Raw genomic sequence first — 16,485 nt, 5'->3', positions numbered from 1 at the left:
GCCCCCACGGTCGCGCCCGCGGCCGGGCGGGGGATCCGTACCGCCTACGGAGTTAGCGCCGCGACCCGGCTCCGGAGCTGACCGCGGTGGGAGGCGCCGAGCTTGGCCAACAGGCTGGCCACGTGGGTCTCCACCGTGCGCGGCGAGAGGAAGAGCCGGCCGGCGATCTCCGCGTTGGTCGATCCGGTGCACACGAGGGTGAGGACGTCCATCTCGCGGCTGGTGACGCCCGCGGCGCGGAGGGCGCCCGGCACGGGCGTCGTACCGCGACCGCGCCTCGTCGGGGCGCCGGCCCGCGCCAGCAGGTCGCGGCAGGTGCGGGCCAGCCGGGGGTCGCCGGCGCGCTCGTGCTCCGCGAGGTCGCGGCGCAGCAGCGGCACCGGGTCGCCCCAGCCGTCGGCGACCGCGGCCTCGAGGACGAGGAGGCGGAGCAGCCGGTGCAGCCAGGGCACCGGAGCGAGCTCGGCCTCCCCCCGTGCGAACAGGGCCAGGGCGTCGTCGGGCCGGCCGCCGCGCCCCGCGGCGACGGCGTCGGCGTAGTGCAGCGCTCCGCGGTTGGCCGGGCGCAGCGCCGCCGGCAGTCCCCGCAGGACGTCGCGCGCCGCGGCGCCCCGGTCGTCGACCACCGTGCGCAGCAGCGCCCACAGCCCGAACTGGTGCAGCGGGGCGGCCACCCGGTGCGCCACGAGCCCGCTCACGCCCGCGTCGAGCGTCGCGTTGGCGCCGGGGAGGTCGTGCGCCAGCAGCAGCGGCAGGGTGCGGACGGCGGCCGCGAGGGGTCCGGCATCCGGCCAGGCGGCGGACACCGGGATCCGGGCCAGGGCCGCCTCCGTGCCGGCGGGGTCTCCTGACGCGGCCCGGGCGAGCGCGACGCCGAACGCGCTGGCGGCCTGCACCTCCGGCAGGTGCAGCCACGCCCCCCGGTCGAGGAGCACCCGCGCCGGCGCCTCCACGGCGCGCGGACCCTGCTGCACGACGGTCGCGTCGAAGAGGATCACCTCGGCCGCGCTGGCCTGGCCGAGCAGTCCCGCCGCCGCGGCCAGCTCCCTGGCCTGCGGCAGGGCCTCGGAGGTCTCGCGCTCGAGCAGCTCCACGGTCCCCAGCCCGATCAGGGCCGTGACCTGCTGCGGGACCAGCCGGTGCTCGGCGGCCACCTGCGCCGCCCGGGCGAAGGCGGCCCGCGCCGCCGGGGGGCTGCGCAACCGTGCCACCCGGCCGGCGACGTCCAGCGCCTCGCACAGCACGGCCGGCACCGCCGCCCGCTCCGCGCGGGTCACGGCCGCGGCGGCCAGCGGGCCCGCGCGCGCCACGTCGCCGGCGCCGAACGCGGCGTCGGCGGTCAGCAGCAACGAGCGCGGGTCGTCGGGGCGCCCGGCCCGCTCGACGTGGGCCTCGGCGTCGCTCCAGCGCCGGGCGGCCACCGCCGTGCGGGCCATCCGGAGGCACAGCTCCGCGTGCAGGTCGCCCGTGGCGGAGGGCAGCGCCTGCACGCCGGCGCTCAGCGCGTCGTCGACGCGACCGGTGGCCGTCAGCACGGTGACCCGCTCGACCGCGACCGCCGCGGGCAGGGCGCCGGTGCGTGCCGCCTGGTCGAGCAGCTGCTCGGCGCGCCGGAGCGCACCGGTGCCGCGGTCCTGCCGCGCGAGCTCCAGGAAGAGGGTCGCGGCCCGCTCCCGCTCGCCGCCCGCGGCGAGCAGCTCGGCGGCGCGGGCGGCGTCGTCGTGCCGGCCGCGGGCCAGCAGCGCCTCGGCGGCCCTCCTCGCCAGGGCGGCGCGCTCCGGCGGGAGGAGGCCCGTGACGACGGCCTCGCGCATCAGCGCGTGCCGCCAGCGCAGCCGGCCGTCGTCCTCGCGCAGCAGGTGGGCGTCCGCCGCGGCCCGGGCGGCGGCGAGCACGACGTCCTCCGGCTGCCCGACCACCGCCGGGAGCAGCTCCCAGTCCGGGTCCGTCCCCGCCACGGCGGCGGCGCGCAGGCACCGCTGCGCGAGCGGGTCGAGGGAGGAGAGCCGGCGGCGCACCAGCGCGGCCGTCGTCCGGGGGACGGGGCTCGACGTCGAGGTGGTGGCCGTGCGCACCGCCTCGTCGACCAGCTCCTCGGCCAGCAGGGGCAGCCCGTCGGCCCGCGCGACGAGGGCGGCGAGCTCGTCCGCACGCAGGCGACCCGCGGCCCGCGCACCGGCGAGGGCCGTGAGCTCCGCCGGACCCAGCCGGGACAGGGTCAGGGTGTGCACGCCGGGGCCGGCGGCGAGCCGGTCCACCGCCGCGGACCCCGGCTCGTCGTCGCGCGCGGACGCCGCCACGAGCACCGGTCGACCACTCAGGCGGTCGGCGAGGTACTCCAGCACCGCGAGCGTGTCGGCGTCGGCCCAGTGCAGGTCCTCCAGGACGAGGAGGCACGGCCCGCCGACGAGTGCGTCCAGCACGCGGACGACGGCCTCGCCCAGGACGAGCACCGGGTCGGTGCTGGGTTCCGGTGCGCTGACCGCGCCGGTGCTCCAGCCGGGCAGCAGGCGACCCAGCGCGGCCCCGTACGGTGCCGGGACCGTCCCCGGGTCGAGCTCGTCCGCGCCGCCGCGCAGCAGCGCCTCGGTCAGGGGCCGGTAGGCCCCGCCGGACTCCGTGGCCCGGCCGCACAGGACCGGCTGCCCGTGGCCGCGGGCCAGCCGGACCGCCTCGGTGAGCAGCCGGGACTTCCCGACCCCGGCCTCGCCGACGACGAGCAGGACCCCGCCGCTGCCCTCCCCGGCGCGGGTGACGGCGGACCGCACGGCGGCCACGGCCTCCGCCCGACCGACCAGGGGCGCCGCGTGCACCTCCACGTCATACGCCCCGCGCGGCGCCGTGTCACCGCCTGCCGGCCCGCCCGGTGGCGGAGCAGGAGGCCCACGACCTGCCCGGCTGTCGGACGGAGGGGTGGGGACCCGGGCTATGCTGCCGACGCACCGGCGGCGGCGAGGTGGGCCATGCGGGAGATCAGCACCGTACTGGACGGTCTGTCCTACCTGGAGTGCCCTCGCTGGCACGAGGACCGGATCTGGGTCTCGGACTTCTACACCCACCAGGTGCTCTCGGCCCGGGAGGACGGCAGCGACCTGCGGGTCGAGGCGGAGGTGCCGGGCCAGCCGTCCGGACTCGGGTGGCTGCCCGACGGCCGCCTGCTGGTCGTCTCCCAGCACGACAGCCGGCTGCTGCGCCGCGAGCCCGACGGGTCGCTGGCGACGCACGCGGACCTGTCGGCGCAGGTCACCGGCGAGCCCAACGACATGGTGGTCGACGAGCTGGGCCGGGCCTTCGTCGGCAACTTCGGCTTCGACCTCATGGCCGGCGCCCCGGTCGCACCGACCGTCCTGCTGCGCGTCGACCCCGACGGGGTGGTCACCCAGGTGGCCGACGACATGTGGTTCCCGAACGGCAGCGTGATCACCGACGACGGCGTCCTGCTGGTGGACGAGACGTTCGGCAACCGGATCACCGCGTTCGACATCGGTGCCGACGGCGCGTTGGGGAACCGGCGGGTGTGGGCGTCGTTCGGTGGGCTGCCGACCGACCGCGACGTGCAGGCGGCACTGGGGCAGCTGGCAGTCGCCCCGGACGGTTGCGGCATGGACGCCGAGGGCGCGCTGTGGGTCGCCGACGCGCTCGCCGGTCGGGTGCTCCGCATCCGGCAGGGCGGCGAGGTCCTGGAGGAACTGCCCGTCGGCACCGGCGTGTTCGCCTGCGTGCTCGGCGGTTCCGACGGCCGCACGCTGTTCCTCTGCACCGCGCCGGACTTCGACCGCACCGCCCGGAGCGCCGCGCGCGAGGCGCAGCTGCGCTCCTGCCGGGTCGACGTGCCCCACGCCGGGCGCCCCTAGCCGGCAGGCCTCTCCCACCCCCGGCACGTCCGCGACACCGCCGTCATGAGAGGGAGTCAGGGCATGGAGGTCTCGGTCGCCTTCCCGACCGCGCTGGACTCGCACGAGGCCGTCGCGCTCGCGGAGGAACTCGGCTACGCCCGCGCATGGCTGTACGACACCCCGCAGAACAGTCCCGACGTGTGGATGGCGCTGGCTCTCGCCGCCCAACGCACCACGCGCATCGGCCTCGGGCCCGGCGTCCTGGTCCCGTCGCTGCGGCACCCCATGGTGAACGCAGCCGCGACGGCCGCGCTGGTGGCCTTGGCGCCCGGCCGGGTGCAGGTGGCCTTCGGGACGGGGTTCTCCGGTCGCCGGGCCATGGGCTACGGGGCCATCAGGTGGTCGTTCATGGCCGAGTACATCCGGGCCTACCGCGGGCTGCTGCGCGGCGAGGTCGTCGAGTGGGAGGGCGCCAGGATGCAGATGCTCCACCCGGCCGGCCACGCCCCCCGCCGACCGATCGACGTACCCGTCCTGGTCAGCGCCCTCGGGCCGAAGGGCGCCGAGGTCGCCCGGGAGCTGGCCGACGGCCTGTACGCGACCCTGCAGCTCCCCGACTTCGCCCGGGAGTTCCCGACGGTCTCGTACCTGGCCTGGGGCACCGTCCTCGACGACGGGGAGGACCCGACCTCCGAACGGGCCCGCCTGGCGGGCGGTCCCGGCACCGCACTCGCGTGGCACGGCGCGTACGAGTTCGGTGGTCAGGCCGCCGTGGCCGGGCTGGCGGGCGGGGAGGCCTGGAACGAGGTGGTGAACCGGACACCGGAGGAACTCCGGCACATCGCCGTGCACACGGGTCACTGCGTCGAGCTCAACGAGGCCGACCAGGCGGCGTGGGACGCGGGGGGCGCCACGTTGCTCGGGTCGACCACGCTCAGCGGGACGTCGGAACAGGTCCGCGACAAGCTCGGGGAACTGGCGGACGCCGGCGTCACCGAGATCGTCTACCAGCCGTGTGGACCCGACGTCCGCCGGGAGCTCGAGAGGTTCCTCGAGGCCGCCGGCAGCACGACGACCGCCACCGGGAGCTGACCGGCCGGTGTGGCGGCCGGTGCACCACCGACCGCCGGCCCCGGACGTCCCGGTGCGCACCGCTGAGTTGCGCGGGCGTTTCCTCTCCTCCCCCGTCGCCCGGCTGTCGACCGTCCGCCCGGACGGCGCTGCCCACCTCGTCCCCGTCGTGTTCGCGGCGTCCGGCGACACCGTCTGGCTGGCCGTCGACACCAAACCCAAGCGGACGACGCGGCTGCAGCGGTTGACCAACCTGCGCCACGAGCCCCGGTGCGCCCTGCTGGTCGACCACTACGAGGAGGACTGGAGCCGGCTGTGGTGGGTGCGTGCCGACGGCGTCGGCGTCGTCGTCGCCGATCCGGGCGCCGGTCACCCCGGTCTGGCCGCACTCGTCGAACGGCATCCCCAGTACCGCGCCCAGCCGCCGACCGGGCCGCTGGTCGTCGTCCGCGTGGAACGCTGGAGCGGCTGGTCGAGCACCTGAGCGGAGGCGAGGAGAGCCGGCCGTCCCGGTCTCGAGCAACCGGCGGCGACGACCCGAGCCGTCCACCACGGCCTCTGTTCGGCCGGCCGGCCGTGCCCTATGGTCTGGCCATGTCCCGTCAGCGGCTCACCACGACGCCGGATCGTCTCCGGCGCTAGCTGCTGCACCACGAGCAACCACCCAGCCCCGGAGCACCGCTCCGGGGCTGGGTCGTCCCGGGTCCGGGCTCCGGTGGCACGACCACGGAGGAGCCACCGTGACCAGGCACGTGCAGGGACGCCCGGCGTCCGACCACCGGGACCTCAACGCCGACATGTCCGTCTTCGCGACCGATCCGATGATCGGCGCCGGGCTGCCGCTGTGGCTGCCCGCGGGCGCCGTCATCCGGCAGGAACTCGAGCAGCTCGCGCGGGAGATCGCCCGGCACGACGGCTGCCTGCCGGTCTACTCCCCGGTGCTGGGCAAGCGCGCCCTCTACGAGCGGTCCGGGCACTGGGACAAGTTCAGCGAGGACATGTTCCCGCCCGTGCGCCTCGGCGGGGACCAACTGGTGCTGCGCCCGGCCAACTGTCCGCACCACGCGATGGTCTACGCCGCGGAACCGCGCTCCTACCGGCAGCTGCCCGTCCGGCTCAACGAGCTGGCGTCCATGTTCCGGGCCGAACGGTCCGGGGTCGTGAGCGGCCTGAGCCGGGTCCGGCAGATCTCGCTGGACGACACCCACGTGTTCTGCCGCCCCGACCAGACCACCGCAGAGGTCGCCTCGGCGCTGCGCTCGGCGCTGCGGGCCCAGGAGCTGCTCGGCCTCCCGGTCGACCACGTCCGGCTGTCCCGCCGCGACGCCGGCGACGGCTACCTGGGGTCGGCCGACCAGTGGCAGGACGCGGAGCAGGCGCTGCGCGGGGCAGCCGCGGAGGTGCTCGACGCGGACGGACCCCCGCTGGTGGAAGCCGTCGGCGAGGCCGCCTTCTACGGTCCCAAGCTGGACCTGCAGATGCGGGACCAGCGCGGTCACGAGGAGACCATCGCCACCGTCCAGCTGGACTTCAACCAGCCCGAACGGTTCGACCTGACCTACGACGCCGCGGACGGGACCCGCCACCGCGTCGTGATGATCCACCGGGGCACCGTCGGCGCGATGGAGCGCGTCGTCGCCGCGCTCCTCGAGCGCTACGCGGGCCGGCTGCCGCTGTGGCTGGCGCCCGTCCAGGTCTGCGTCCTGCCGATCAGTGCGGCCCAGGACGACTACGCCCGCGCGCTGGTGGACGACCTGTGCGCCGCCGGGCTGCGAGCGCGCCTGGACACCGACGGCTCCCTGGGCGCGCGCATCCGGGCCAGCCGGCGGCGCCGGGACGCCGTCATCGCGGTCACCGGACCCGCCGAGGCCGGCGCCGAGCTGGTCCACGTCACCGACCCGGCCGGCGACTTCAGCGGGCCGGTCGCGCGGACCGGCTTCGTGGCGACCGTCCGCGACGCCCACGGCAGCCGCGCTCGCCGGGTCGACTGGCCCGCTCCCGACGGGGACCACCACCCGGCGGGCCGACCGTGAGGGATCCCGGGACGCACGTGGGGCCCGGTCGTCCGACCGGGCCCCACGTGACCGAGCTGCAGGTCCTCCCCGACTTGGGTCTCGGGAGGAGATCCCAGGTCGGGGAGGACCCCAGGGGTGGAGGTGGCGGGAATCGAACCCGCGTCCTGCGACGCATCACCAGGGCTTCTCCGAGCGCAGTCCGCTGCGTCTCTGCTCGGCCCCATCGATCTCACGAACGAGTCGATGTGACGGGCCCAGTCACTGTTTGGTGTCCCGCGTGCGCCCGCGACCGGCGCACACGGTCAGTCATCTAGCTGATGCCAGGATCCGGGCCGATGACGAACCCGGGCTGACAGAGTCGCCTCGCTACTTAGGCAGCGAGGGCGAACTCGCGCTGACTGGAGTCGGCGCTTGTGTTGTTTCCGACGCGTGGTTAACGAGCTCATCGTCGGCTTCCTCGGCTCGCTTCCCCTGGTCACCCGACCGCAGTCGAGACCGTTCACCCCCTGTGCAGTTGTGCACCCATCCTAACCGGGACCACCAGGGGGTTGTTCCGGCGGCGCCCCGGCACCCTGCGAGGGGGTCCTCCATCAGATCCAGTCGCGGCGCTTGAAGACGGCGTACAGCGTCAGGCTCACGCCCAGCATCAGCACCAGCGCGAACGGGTAGCCGAGGTGCCACGACAGCTCGGGCATGTCCTCGAAGTTCATCCCGTAGACCGTGCCCACCAGCGTCGGCGCGAAGAGGATGGCCGCCCACGCGGAGATCTTCTTGACCTCCTCGCCCTGCGCGATCGAGGCCTCGGTCAGCTCGCGGATCTCCTCGTTCTGCCGCTGCGCCACCAGCGTGGCGTTGACGGTGAGGATGTCGCGCAGCTGCTGCCGGAAGCCCTCCACCCGCTCGTTGACCTGGACGACGTGGTCGGCGACGTCACGCAGGTAGCTGCGCAGCTCCTCGTCGACGCCGTACTTGTCGAACCCGGCGGTGATCGCGGCGAGGATGCCGGTCAGCGGCCGCGCGGCCCGCTGGAACTCCAGCACCTCCTGCGAGAGCTCGTAGATGCGCCGCGAGACGCCGGGGTCGCCGCGGAAGACCTGGGTCTCGATCTGCTCGATGTCGTTGGCCAGCCCGAGGACCACCGGCGTGTACCCGTCGACGACGGCGTCGAGGATCGCGTACAGCACCGCCTCGCTGCCCTTGGCCAGCAGCGCCGGCTCGCTCTCCAGCCGCCGCCGCACGCGGGCCAGGTCGGGCGACTCGCTGTGCCGCACGGTGATCGCGAACTGCCGGCCGAGGAACAGGTGCAGCTCGCCGAACTCCACCTGCTCGGCGGCGTCGAGGTACCGCGCGGCCTTGAGGACGACGAACAGGGTGTCGCCGTAGCGCTCGAACTTCGGCCGCTGGTGGGCCTGGATGGCGTCCTCGACGGCCAGCTCGGGCAGCTCGTACTGCTCGGCCAGCTCCCCCAGCTCGGCCGGCTCGGGCCGGTAGAGTCCGAGCCAGACCATCCGGTCGTCGAAGCCCTCGGTCAGCCAGTCGTGGCTCTCGGCGGTCGACGCCGGGGTGGCGATGCGCCGGCCCCCGGCGTAGACGGCGTTGTCGACCACCATCTGCGACCGCTCCGGAGCCGGTTCGGCCGGCGGCGCGGGGACGACGACCCGGCGGGGCGCCGCCGGACGGGAACGGAGCCCGAGGGTGGACAGGGCAGTGAGGGGCGCGAGGCGACGGTCGGCCATGACGGGCTCCCGGGGACGCTGGACGGCGAGGACACAGCGGAGTCGAAGGACCTCCCGCCCCCCGCCACTCGCAGGCTCGCGCCGGGGCCCTGCAGGGAGGCCACCACGGTCGGGGCTAGGCGGAGAGGTCCTTCGGACTGGGACTGGGAGGTTCGCTGCGCACGGCGCTCGCCCTCCCTCCCGTCAGCGGTGGCCGGCGTCGTCCCGCGGGCCGTCGTCCATCGTGACACGCGCGCGCCGACCCGGCCGGTCCGGAGGGATGACTTCCCTCTCCGTTCACCCCCCGGTCAGACGTCGAGGACGAGGCCGACCATCGCCGGGAGCAGCACGACGATCAGCAGCGCGCCGAGGACGTCGAAGGAGATGCCCGAGCGGATCATCTTGGTGATCGGCACGACGCCGGAGCCGTAGACGATCGCGTTCTGCGGCGTCGACACCGGCAGCATGAACCCGAAGGAGGCCGCGAAGGTCGCCGCGAGTGCCGGCACGAACGGGTTGATCCCCGCGGCCACCGCCACCGGGATGACGATCGGCACCACGACGGCGGCCGAGGCGGTGTTGCTCGTGGTCTCGGAGATGATGATCGCGAGGATCACCGCGAAGATCGTGATCGCGAAGGTGCTCGTCAGCCCGAGGGTGTCGGCCGAGGCGTTGCCGATGGTCTCGGCCAGGCCGGTGTCGGCCAGCAGCGAGCCGAAGATGATCCCGGTGCCGAACAGCAGGATCGTGCCCCAGTCGATCTTCGCGGCGTCCGACCAGTTGAGGGTGAACTCCCGGCGCTTCCAGTCGGTGGGCAGCAGGAACAGCAGCGAGGCCCCGAGGACGGCGACGATGCCCTCGTCGATCCGGTCGCTGATCGTCGTGTAGAGGTCGGACTCGGTCCCGGCGGTCAGCGCGATGACGCCGGGGAAGATCCACAGCGCCACGGTGACGCCGAAGGCGACCAGGGTGTTCTTCTCCGCCCGCGAGACGGGGCCCAACTCGGCGCGCTCGGCCCGCACGTACTCGTGCACGCCCTCGATGCGCTTGATCTCCGGCCGGTTGAGCAGCAGGAGGACGGCGGCCAGCGCCACGAACATCAGCGCGCAGATCGGCAGCGCCATCAGCATCCACTGGAGGAACCCGATCCGCTCCCCGGTCGCCTCCTCGATCAGCCCGCGGCCGATGAGGTTGGGCGGCGTGCCCACCGGGGTGATCAGCCCGCCCACGCTCGCGCCGTAGGCCAGCATCAGCATCAGCGCGACGCCCACCCGCAGCCGCAGCGGGTCGAAGTCCGGCGCGACCAGCTCCTTGTCCTGCAGCAGCTTGGCGATCACCGACAGGATGCCGATCGCGGTGGGCAGCAGCATCGCGACGGTGGCGGTGTTGGAGACGAACGCCGAGAGCAGGCAGGTGATCAGCCCGAACGCGATGACCACCCGCGCGGTCGAGCCGCCGACCCAGCGCAGCGACAGGATCGCCATGGCGAAGCGCCGGGCCACGCCGTGCTTGAGCATGGCCGCGGCCAGGATGAAGGCGCCGATGAAGGTGAACACCGTCGTCGAGCCGAGCGGGCCGACCGCGTCGTCGGCCGGCACGACGCCGAGCACGGCGATGGCGCCGACGCCGATCAGCCCGCCGATCGGGATCGGCACCGGCTCGGTGATCCACAGGACGATGACGCCCAGCAGGACCGCGGCCAGCAGGTGCTGGTCGCGCGGCAGGTCCAGCGGCAGCAGGGCGAAGACGATCGTCACGACGGGCGCGAGGAACAGCCCGACCGTGCGGCGTCCCTTCTCGAAGCGCTCCTCCGCGGGGCTGAGCTGCTGCTCGCCGAGGCTGCGGTAGGTGGCCGAGCCGCGGAACGCGGCGTCGACGTCGGTGCGCTGCCCGGATCCGGGCCGGCGGTCGGTCGTGGTCATGTCGCCTCCCCTGGACTGTGATCCAGACCATAAGGAGGAACGGGTCAGCCGGGAACCTCCCCGTCCGACGGCGGGACGTCGAGGGCGACGAGGAACCGGGACACCATCGCGTAGCCGCCGACCAGCACGGCGAGCTCCACGACCTGCCGCTCGTCGAGGTGCGGGCGCAGCGCGGCGAACACCGCGTCGGGGACGGCGACGCTGCGGGTCGAGGCGTCGGTGAAGGCGAGGACGGCGGCCCGCACCGGCGACCAGACCGGCTCGGCGAGGGCGTCGTCGCTCCGGAGCACCCGCAGGTGCAGGTCGGTGAGCCCGGCGCGGCGGGCGATCGGCGCGTGCGAGGTCCACTCGAACTCGGCCCGGTTGAGGACGGCGATCCGCAGCACCACCAGCTCGCGCAGGTCGGCCGGCAGCGTCGTGGCGCCGCGCAGGGCGCCGAGCAGCGCGTTCCAGCCCTCGGCCACCGGCGGGCTGTGCAGCAGCAGCCGGTCGAGCGTGGTCAGGACGCCGCCCCGGCGGGCGCGCAGCAGGTCGGCGGCCGGCCCGTCGTCGGGGGCCTCGGGCAGGCGGGCGCTCACCGGCCGGCGAAGACCCCGGCGGGGTAGGCGCCGGCCGCGACGACCGTGCCCGACAGCTGCTTGCCGAGCTCGACCACGCGCGCCGTCCGCTCGGGCCCGAGGTGCACCCAGGGCGCGGTGGACAGCGCGTCGGTCTCCGCCTCGAGGTCGGCCCGCAGCGTCTGCCCCGCCTCGGTGAGGGTGCGTTCGGCGACCAGGCCGCGCTCGGCCAGCCGCGCCCAGCCGGCGGCCCACTCCTCGTCGGTCCACCCGCGCAGCGTCTGCGCGACCGGCTCGAGAAAGGCCCGGCCGGTGGCGACGTGGGTCTGCAGCGCCTCCATCCCCGACAGCCCGTGCCGGACCAGGACGGCGACGTGCGCGTCACCGCGCCACTCCCGCAGCAGGGTGGCGCCGTGCCACAGCCGGCCGACCGGGTCCTCGGGCCAGGGCAGGTCGGCGTGCCCGGCGTAGAGCGGGCGGCCCTCGGCGGTCAGCACCGTGCACGCCTCGGCGAGCAGGCCGCCCAGCTCGGCGACCTCCGGCGCGGCCGCGGCCTCCTCGCCGCCGAGCAGCCGGGTGAGCGACGCGCGCGCGGCCGCGAGGCGCGCGGTCACCACCTGCTCGGGCGAGGCCAGGGTCCACGCCCGCGGGACGTGCCGGGCCACGACCGCCGGCGAGAAGTTGGCGAACGTCGCCGTCACCACGCCCGGGCCGACCGCGCCCATCGCGGCCGACCGGCCGGCGAAGTAGACCATCCGACCCGGCCGCAGCCCGGCCGCCGTGAGGTGCTGCTCGGTCTCCGGCACGAAGTACACGTGGTTGTGCAGCGGCTCGACGGCGCGGTGCGCGCGGCCGACGGCGGCGGGGTCCGGGGACGCGGGCTGATCGACGCTGACCATGCCCCGCACCCTAGCCAGCGGCCGCGTCAGCCGAGCGGCGCCAGCGGGTACGCCCACGCCGTCCGGGTGCGCACGGGCCGGAAGCCGACCCGCTCGTAGAGCCCGAGGGCCCCGGTGGTGTTGCCCGTGTCGACGTCGAGGGCGGCCCGCCCGCAGCCGGCCTCCGCCGCGGCGGACAGCGCTGCCGCGATGGCCGCCGTCGCCACGCCCCTCCCCCGGGCCGGCGGCAGCACGCCGATCTGGCCGAGGTGCGTGGTGGCGACGCCGGTGGCGCGGGTGTCGGCCTCGTAGACGTAGGCCAGCACGTAACCGGCGACGGCGCCGTCGACGAGGGCGAGCACCGACAGCTCGGGCCGGAACGACCGCTGGCCGGTGAACCAGCTGCGCCAGGCCACCTCGTCGCGCTCGGTGGAGCCGTGGTGGGCGGTGAACGAGGCGTTGTGCGCGCGCCGGACCTCGTCGTCGCGGTCCCAGGTGAACGGCACCAGCTCCACGCCGGGCGCCGGGCGCCCCTCCGGCACGTCGGCCAGGTCGCGCTCCATCGTGTGGTACCAGCGCTCGGCGGTGAACCCCGCACGCTCGAACACCCGCGCGGCCGAGGCCATCGCCGGGTACGCCGACGCGACGAGCCGGCCGGGCAACCCGGGCGGGGCGTGCTCGGCGTGCTGCTCGGTGCCGCGGCGCACCTGCCAGGCAACCAGCGCCCGGCCGATCCCGCGGCCGCGCGCCTCCGGGTGCACCCGACCCTCCGACCAGATGCGCAGGGCGTCGCGGCCGCCGCGCGGGGCGATCGACGTCGCCCAGGCCACGAGCCGGCCCTCGCCGGCCAGCACCGCCACGCCGTCGCGGGGCAGGTCGACCAGCTCGCGACCCCACCACTCGGTCAGGTCGGCGGCGTCCTCGTGCTCGCCGGTGTCGTCGACGGCCTCGGCGGCCGCGAGCAGCGCGGCGGCGGCGTCCGCGTCGGCGAGGGTGAGCCGGCGGGCGATTAGCCCGTCGGGGAGACCGGGGACGTCGAGAGCGAGCACGGACCGCAGGGTAGGGACGCCGGACCCGCAGGGCGACCGGGTTCCGGGACCGGGCCCGCGTCGTCAGCCGGGCCCGGCGACCGGGGTGCGGCTCGTGCTGGTCACCCGCTCGAGGAACGGGAGGACGGTCGCCTCCAGGCCGACGGGGTCGTCGAGCATCGGCCAGTGCCCGCTGCCGTCGAGCACGACCACCTCCGCCCGCGGGAACGTCTCGCGCTGCCGTTCGGCGTAGGCCACCGGCAGGTAGGGGTCGCGCCGTCCCCACACCGCGAGCACCGGCCGGTCGCTGCCCTGCAGCCGCTTGTGCAGGTCCTCGGCGACCGCGGCCATGTCGGTGGCCCGGTACAGCCGGAGGACGGCGCGCTGCGTGCCGGGGTCCCGGAAGCCCCGGCCCAGCCGCTCGACCGCGTCGTCCGGCAGGCCGGGCGGGCTGCCGCGCCGCGCCAGCCACCGCGGCGCCGGCAGGGAACTGGCGCGGAAGAACGCCTCGCCGACGCCCGAGGTGCGCCAGATCCGCGCCAGGGAGTGCCAGCGGTAACCGCGCAGCACGCCGATGCCCACGAGGGTGGCGCTGGCGAACCGGTCGGGGTGGTCGGCCGCCCACCACAGTCCCCAGGCCCCACCGAAGTCGTGCAGCACCAGGTGCGCGCGGCGGATGCCGAGCCCGTCGAGGACGCCGGCGAGGTGCCGGGCGTAGCCGTCGACCGTGTAGACGAACGAGTCGGGCTTGTCCGCGCCGCCGAAGCCGGGCATGTCCGGGGCGACGGCCCGCGCGAAGGCGCCGGTGCGGGCGAGGAGGCGCCGCCAGTCCTCGGCCGGGCCCGGGTTGCCGTGCACGAACACGACGGCCTCGTCGGCGTCGGCCGGGCCGGCGTGCAGGTACGGCGAGCGGACGCCGGCGACGGTGACCTCGCCCTCCTCGACGGCGACGAGCCGGTCGGGCCGGGTGTCGGCGGGTGTGTCGGTCATGTCCGGTCCTCCCCGGCGGGGCAGCGGGTCGGCTCGGAGCCCACACCGGGACGGGCCGCAGGACCAGGGACCTAGTGCCCCTGCGGCGGCCTGGCTGCAGGTGGGTCGGGCGTACCCGGGACGGCGGCGGTGAGCGTGCCGTGCGGCATCAGCCCTCGATCCCGAACAGGCGGGCGCCGTTGGCCCACAGCACCGACCGCAGCCACTCGTCGCCGAGGTCGAGCCGGGCCAGCGCGGCCAGCTGCTCGGCGTAGGGGTACGGGATCGACGGGAAGTCGCTGCCGAGCAGCACCTTCTCGCGCAGCGCGGCCAGCCGCGGCCGGTCGGCGGGGTCGAAGGGCATGAGCCGCTCGGTGAAGTCGGTGGCGAACATCGTGGTGTCCAGGTGCACCCGCTCGTACCGCCCGGCCAGGTCGAGGAAGGCCCGGTACTCCGGCATGCCGAGGTGGGCGATGACCAGCTGCAGCCGCGGGTGGCGCTCGAGCAGGCCGGTCATCGGGGCGGGGCCGGTGTGCTCACCGCGCAGCGGGCCCGACCCGCAGTGGATGACCACCGGCGTGCCGGTCTCCTCCAGCCGCGCCCACACCGGCTCGAGCAGCCGGTCGCGCGGGTCGAAGGCGCCCACCTGCACGTGCACCTTGAACACCCGCACGCCGCGGTCGAGCGCCTCGGCGACGTAGTGCGGCGCCTCCGGCTCGGGGAAGAACGTCGCCGAGGGCAGCACCTGCGGGTGCGCGGCGGCGAAGCCGGCCGACCAGTCGTTGAGCCAGCCGGCCATCCCGGCCTTGTGCGGGTACGGCAGCGTGGGGAACGCGCGGACGCCGAGCCGCTCCAGGACGGCCAGCCGCTCCTCCTCCGGCAGCGGGTAGTGCACCGGCCAGGCCGCGCCGTAGTGCGTCTGCGCCGCCTCGAAGTAGGCCCACACCTTGGCCTGCACCCGCTCGGGCAGGAAGTGCACGTGCACGTCGACCAGGCCCGGCAGACCCAGCTCCCGCCAGAACCGCGGGACGTCGTCGTCGTCGACCGGCGGGGGCGTGCTCACCGGACCGTGACCCTGCCCCCGGTCACGAGCGCAGCGTGACGACGACCTTGCCGCGGACGTGGCCCCCGCCGACCAGGTCCTGTGCCTCGGCGATCCGCTCCAGCGGGAACGCCCGGGCCACCGGCACCCGCAGCTGCCCGGCGTCGGCCATGCGGGCGAGCTCCTCGAGGTGCTCGTGCTCGGGCCGGACGAACACGTAGCGCCCGCCCGTCTCCCTCACCGACGGGTCGACGACGCTGGCGACGCGGGCGGGGTCGCGCACCTGCTTCGGCGCGTCGGCCAGGGTGTCGCCGCCGACGAGGTCGAGGACGGCGTCGACCGGCTCGGACAGCTGCCCGCTGATCGGGCCGGCGGAGTAGTCGAGCACCTCGGCGACCCCGGCGTCGGTGAGGAAGCCGTGGTTGCGCGGACCGGCGGTGCCGACGACGTGCGCGCCGAGCGCGACGGCGATCTGGACGGCGAAGAACCCGACGCCACCGGCCGCGCGGTGCACCAGCACCCGGTCGCCCTCGCCGACCTCGAGCGCCTCGGTCAGCGCCTGGTAGGCGGTGAGCCCGGCCAGCGGCACCCCGGCGGCCTCGGCGAACGACAGCGACGAGGGTTTGTGCGCCAGGCAGCGCTGGGGCGCGGGCACGAGCTCGGCCGCCGTACCCCACTGGACGTCGTCGCGGCGGACGTAGCCGTACACCTCGTCCCCGGCGGCGAAGCCGGCGACCGCCGGGCCGGCCGCCTCGACCACCCCGGAGACGTCCCAGCCCGGGACGATCGGGAAGTGGTGCGGGAAGGCGCCGGCCAGCCCGCCCTGCCGGATCAGCAGGTCGACCGGGTTGACCGCGCTGGCGTGCACCCGCACCAGCACGGTGTCGGGACCGACCGGTGGGTCGGGCAGGTCGTCGCGCAGGGTCAGGACCTCGGGGCCGCCGAACTCGTCGTAGGCGACTGCGCGCACTACCGCCGTCCCTTCACGTAGCGGCCGAAGGCCTTCTGGATCTCCCGGCGCGAGTCCCGCTCGGCGAGGTCGTGCCGCTTGTCGTAGGACTTCTTGCCCTTGGCCAGCGCGAGCGTGGCCTTGACCTTGCCGTCCTTGAAGTACATGTCGAGCGGCACGAGCGTCAGGCCGCCCTCGCGGGTCTTGCCGATCAGCTTGTCGATCTCCTCGCGGTGCATGAGCACCTTGCGCTTGCGGCGCGGGGCGTGGTTGGTCCAGGTGCCCTGCGTGTACTCCGGGATGTGCACGTGCTGCAGCCACACCTCGCCGTCGTCGACGGTGGCGAAGCCGTCGACCAGCGAGGCGCGCCCGGCGCGCAGGCTCTTCACCTCGGTGCCGGTGAGCACCAGGCCGACCTCGTAGGTGTCGAGGATCGAGTAGTCGTGCCGCGCCTTCTTGTTCTGGGCGATGAGCTTGCGCCCGGTCTCTCGCGGCATGCCGCC

14 protein-coding genes and 1 other RNA gene are annotated in these 16,485 nt (G+C 75.3%); 4 read left to right on the top strand and 11 right to left on the bottom strand.

The genetic code is table 11. The features are described from left to right. Positions 1 to 44: 44 nt before the first annotated feature. A complete protein-coding gene (locus JOD57_RS17750) occupies positions 45 to 2,813 on the bottom strand; it encodes an ATP-binding protein (RefSeq protein WP_307824767.1) in 2,769 nt (922 codons plus the stop codon). 150 nt (positions 2,814 to 2,963) lie between these two features. Between JOD57_RS17750 and JOD57_RS17745 the strand changes: the two genes are divergently transcribed. The 4 genes from JOD57_RS17745 to thrS all read left to right on the top strand — a co-directional run bounded on the left by JOD57_RS17745 (position 2,964) and on the right by thrS (position 6,940). Further along, positions 2,964 to 3,854 (top strand): SMP-30/gluconolactonase/LRE family protein, encoded by an 891-nt coding sequence (locus JOD57_RS17745; protein ID WP_204693238.1) that lies wholly within the window; start codon positions 2,964 to 2,966, stop codon positions 3,852 to 3,854. 63 nt (positions 3,855 to 3,917) lie between these two features. Further along, a complete protein-coding gene (locus tag JOD57_RS17740; protein ID WP_204693236.1) occupies positions 3,918 to 4,928 on the top strand; it encodes an LLM class flavin-dependent oxidoreductase in 1,011 nt (336 codons plus the stop codon). 52 nt (positions 4,929 to 4,980) lie between these two features. Next, positions 4,981 to 5,391, top strand: a complete 411-nt coding sequence (locus JOD57_RS17735) for a TIGR03668 family PPOX class F420-dependent oxidoreductase (RefSeq protein WP_204693234.1) — start codon at positions 4,981 to 4,983, stop codon at positions 5,389 to 5,391. Positions 5,392 to 5,647: 256 nt separating this feature from the next. Then, complete coding sequence (thrS, locus tag JOD57_RS17730) at positions 5,648 to 6,940, top strand: threonine--tRNA ligase (protein ID WP_204693232.1); 1,293 nt, start codon at positions 5,648 to 5,650, stop codon at positions 6,938 to 6,940. Positions 6,941 to 7,055: 115 nt separating this feature from the next. Here the strand turns inward: thrS and ssrA are convergent. From ssrA to smpB, 10 genes are all read right to left on the bottom strand, one after another. Then, positions 7,056 to 7,429: a transfer-messenger RNA gene (gene ssrA / locus JOD57_RS17725) on the bottom strand. Positions 7,430 to 7,512: 83 nt separating this feature from the next. After that, positions 7,513 to 8,658, bottom strand: coding sequence for a magnesium and cobalt transport protein CorA (locus JOD57_RS17720; RefSeq protein WP_204693231.1), 1,146 nt, complete (start codon positions 8,656 to 8,658; stop codon positions 7,513 to 7,515). 287 nt (positions 8,659 to 8,945) lie between these two features. Next, positions 8,946 to 10,559: an SLC13 family permease gene (locus JOD57_RS17715; RefSeq protein ID WP_204693230.1), complete on the bottom strand. Its 1,614-nt coding sequence runs from the start codon at positions 10,557 to 10,559 to the stop codon at positions 8,946 to 8,948. A 44-nt stretch (positions 10,560 to 10,603) separates the two neighbouring features. Continuing rightward, the gene (locus JOD57_RS17710; protein ID WP_204693229.1) at positions 10,604 to 11,137 is read right to left on the bottom strand and encodes a carboxymuconolactone decarboxylase family protein; all 534 of its coding nucleotides are present in this window, start codon (positions 11,135 to 11,137) and stop codon (positions 10,604 to 10,606) included. Further along, positions 11,134 to 12,015, bottom strand: coding sequence for an SCO6745 family protein (locus JOD57_RS17705; RefSeq protein WP_204693228.1), 882 nt, complete (start codon positions 12,013 to 12,015; stop codon positions 11,134 to 11,136). The genes JOD57_RS17710 and JOD57_RS17705 overlap by 4 nt, the downstream gene beginning before the upstream one ends. Positions 12,016 to 12,041: 26 nt before the next feature. Then, entirely contained in the window at positions 12,042 to 13,043 is a 1,002-nt protein-coding gene (locus tag JOD57_RS27005) for a GNAT family N-acetyltransferase (protein ID WP_204693227.1), read from the bottom strand. Between the two features lie 63 nt (positions 13,044 to 13,106). Continuing rightward, entirely contained in the window at positions 13,107 to 14,012 is a 906-nt protein-coding gene (locus tag JOD57_RS17695; protein WP_204693226.1) for an alpha/beta fold hydrolase, read from the bottom strand. 148 nt (positions 14,013 to 14,160) lie between these two features. Next, the gene (locus tag JOD57_RS17690) at positions 14,161 to 15,054 is read right to left on the bottom strand and encodes an amidohydrolase family protein (protein WP_204693225.1); all 894 of its coding nucleotides are present in this window, start codon (positions 15,052 to 15,054) and stop codon (positions 14,161 to 14,163) included. Between the two features lie 22 nt (positions 15,055 to 15,076). Beyond that, positions 15,077 to 16,003 carry an NADP-dependent oxidoreductase gene (locus JOD57_RS17685; RefSeq protein ID WP_204693224.1) on the bottom strand — a complete coding sequence of 309 codons (927 nt, stop codon included), beginning with the start codon at positions 16,001 to 16,003 and terminating at the stop codon, positions 15,077 to 15,079. After that, complete coding sequence (smpB, locus tag JOD57_RS17680) at positions 16,003 to 16,479, bottom strand: SsrA-binding protein SmpB (RefSeq protein ID WP_204693223.1); 477 nt, start codon at positions 16,477 to 16,479, stop codon at positions 16,003 to 16,005. Before smpB ends, JOD57_RS17685 begins: the two co-directional genes overlap by 1 nt. Positions 16,480 to 16,485 lie beyond the last annotated feature (6 nt).

The sequence above is a fragment of the Geodermatophilus bullaregiensis genome, assembly GCF_016907675.1.
In the GTDB taxonomy this organism is placed as follows: Bacteria; Actinomycetota; Actinomycetes; order Mycobacteriales; family Geodermatophilaceae; genus Geodermatophilus; species Geodermatophilus bullaregiensis.
This window is presented reverse-complemented; position numbering and strand designations above follow the sequence as displayed.

Excerpts from the sequence above, each read along its gene's own strand:
- JOD57_RS17745 (WP_204693238.1), top strand. The coding sequence starts at position 2,964 with ATGCGGGAGATCAGCACCGTACTGGACGGTCTGTCCTACCTGGAGTGC.
- JOD57_RS17740 (WP_204693236.1), top strand. The coding sequence starts at position 3,918 with ATGGAGGTCTCGGTCGCCTTCCCGACCGCGCTGGACTCGCACGAGGCC.
- JOD57_RS17720 (WP_204693231.1), bottom strand. The coding sequence starts at position 8,658 with ATGGCCGACCGTCGCCTCGCGCCCCTCACTGCCCTGTCCACCCTCGGG.
- JOD57_RS17715 (WP_204693230.1), bottom strand. The coding sequence starts at position 10,559 with ATGACCACGACCGACCGCCGGCCCGGATCCGGGCAGCGCACCGACGTC.
- JOD57_RS17705 (WP_204693228.1), bottom strand. The coding sequence starts at position 12,015 with ATGGTCAGCGTCGATCAGCCCGCGTCCCCGGACCCCGCCGCCGTCGGC.
- JOD57_RS17695 (WP_204693226.1), bottom strand. The coding sequence starts at position 14,012 with ATGACCGACACACCCGCCGACACCCGGCCCGACCGGCTCGTCGCCGTC.
- smpB (WP_204693223.1), bottom strand. The coding sequence starts at position 16,479 with ATGCCGCGAGAGACCGGGCGCAAGCTCATCGCCCAGAACAAGAAGGCG.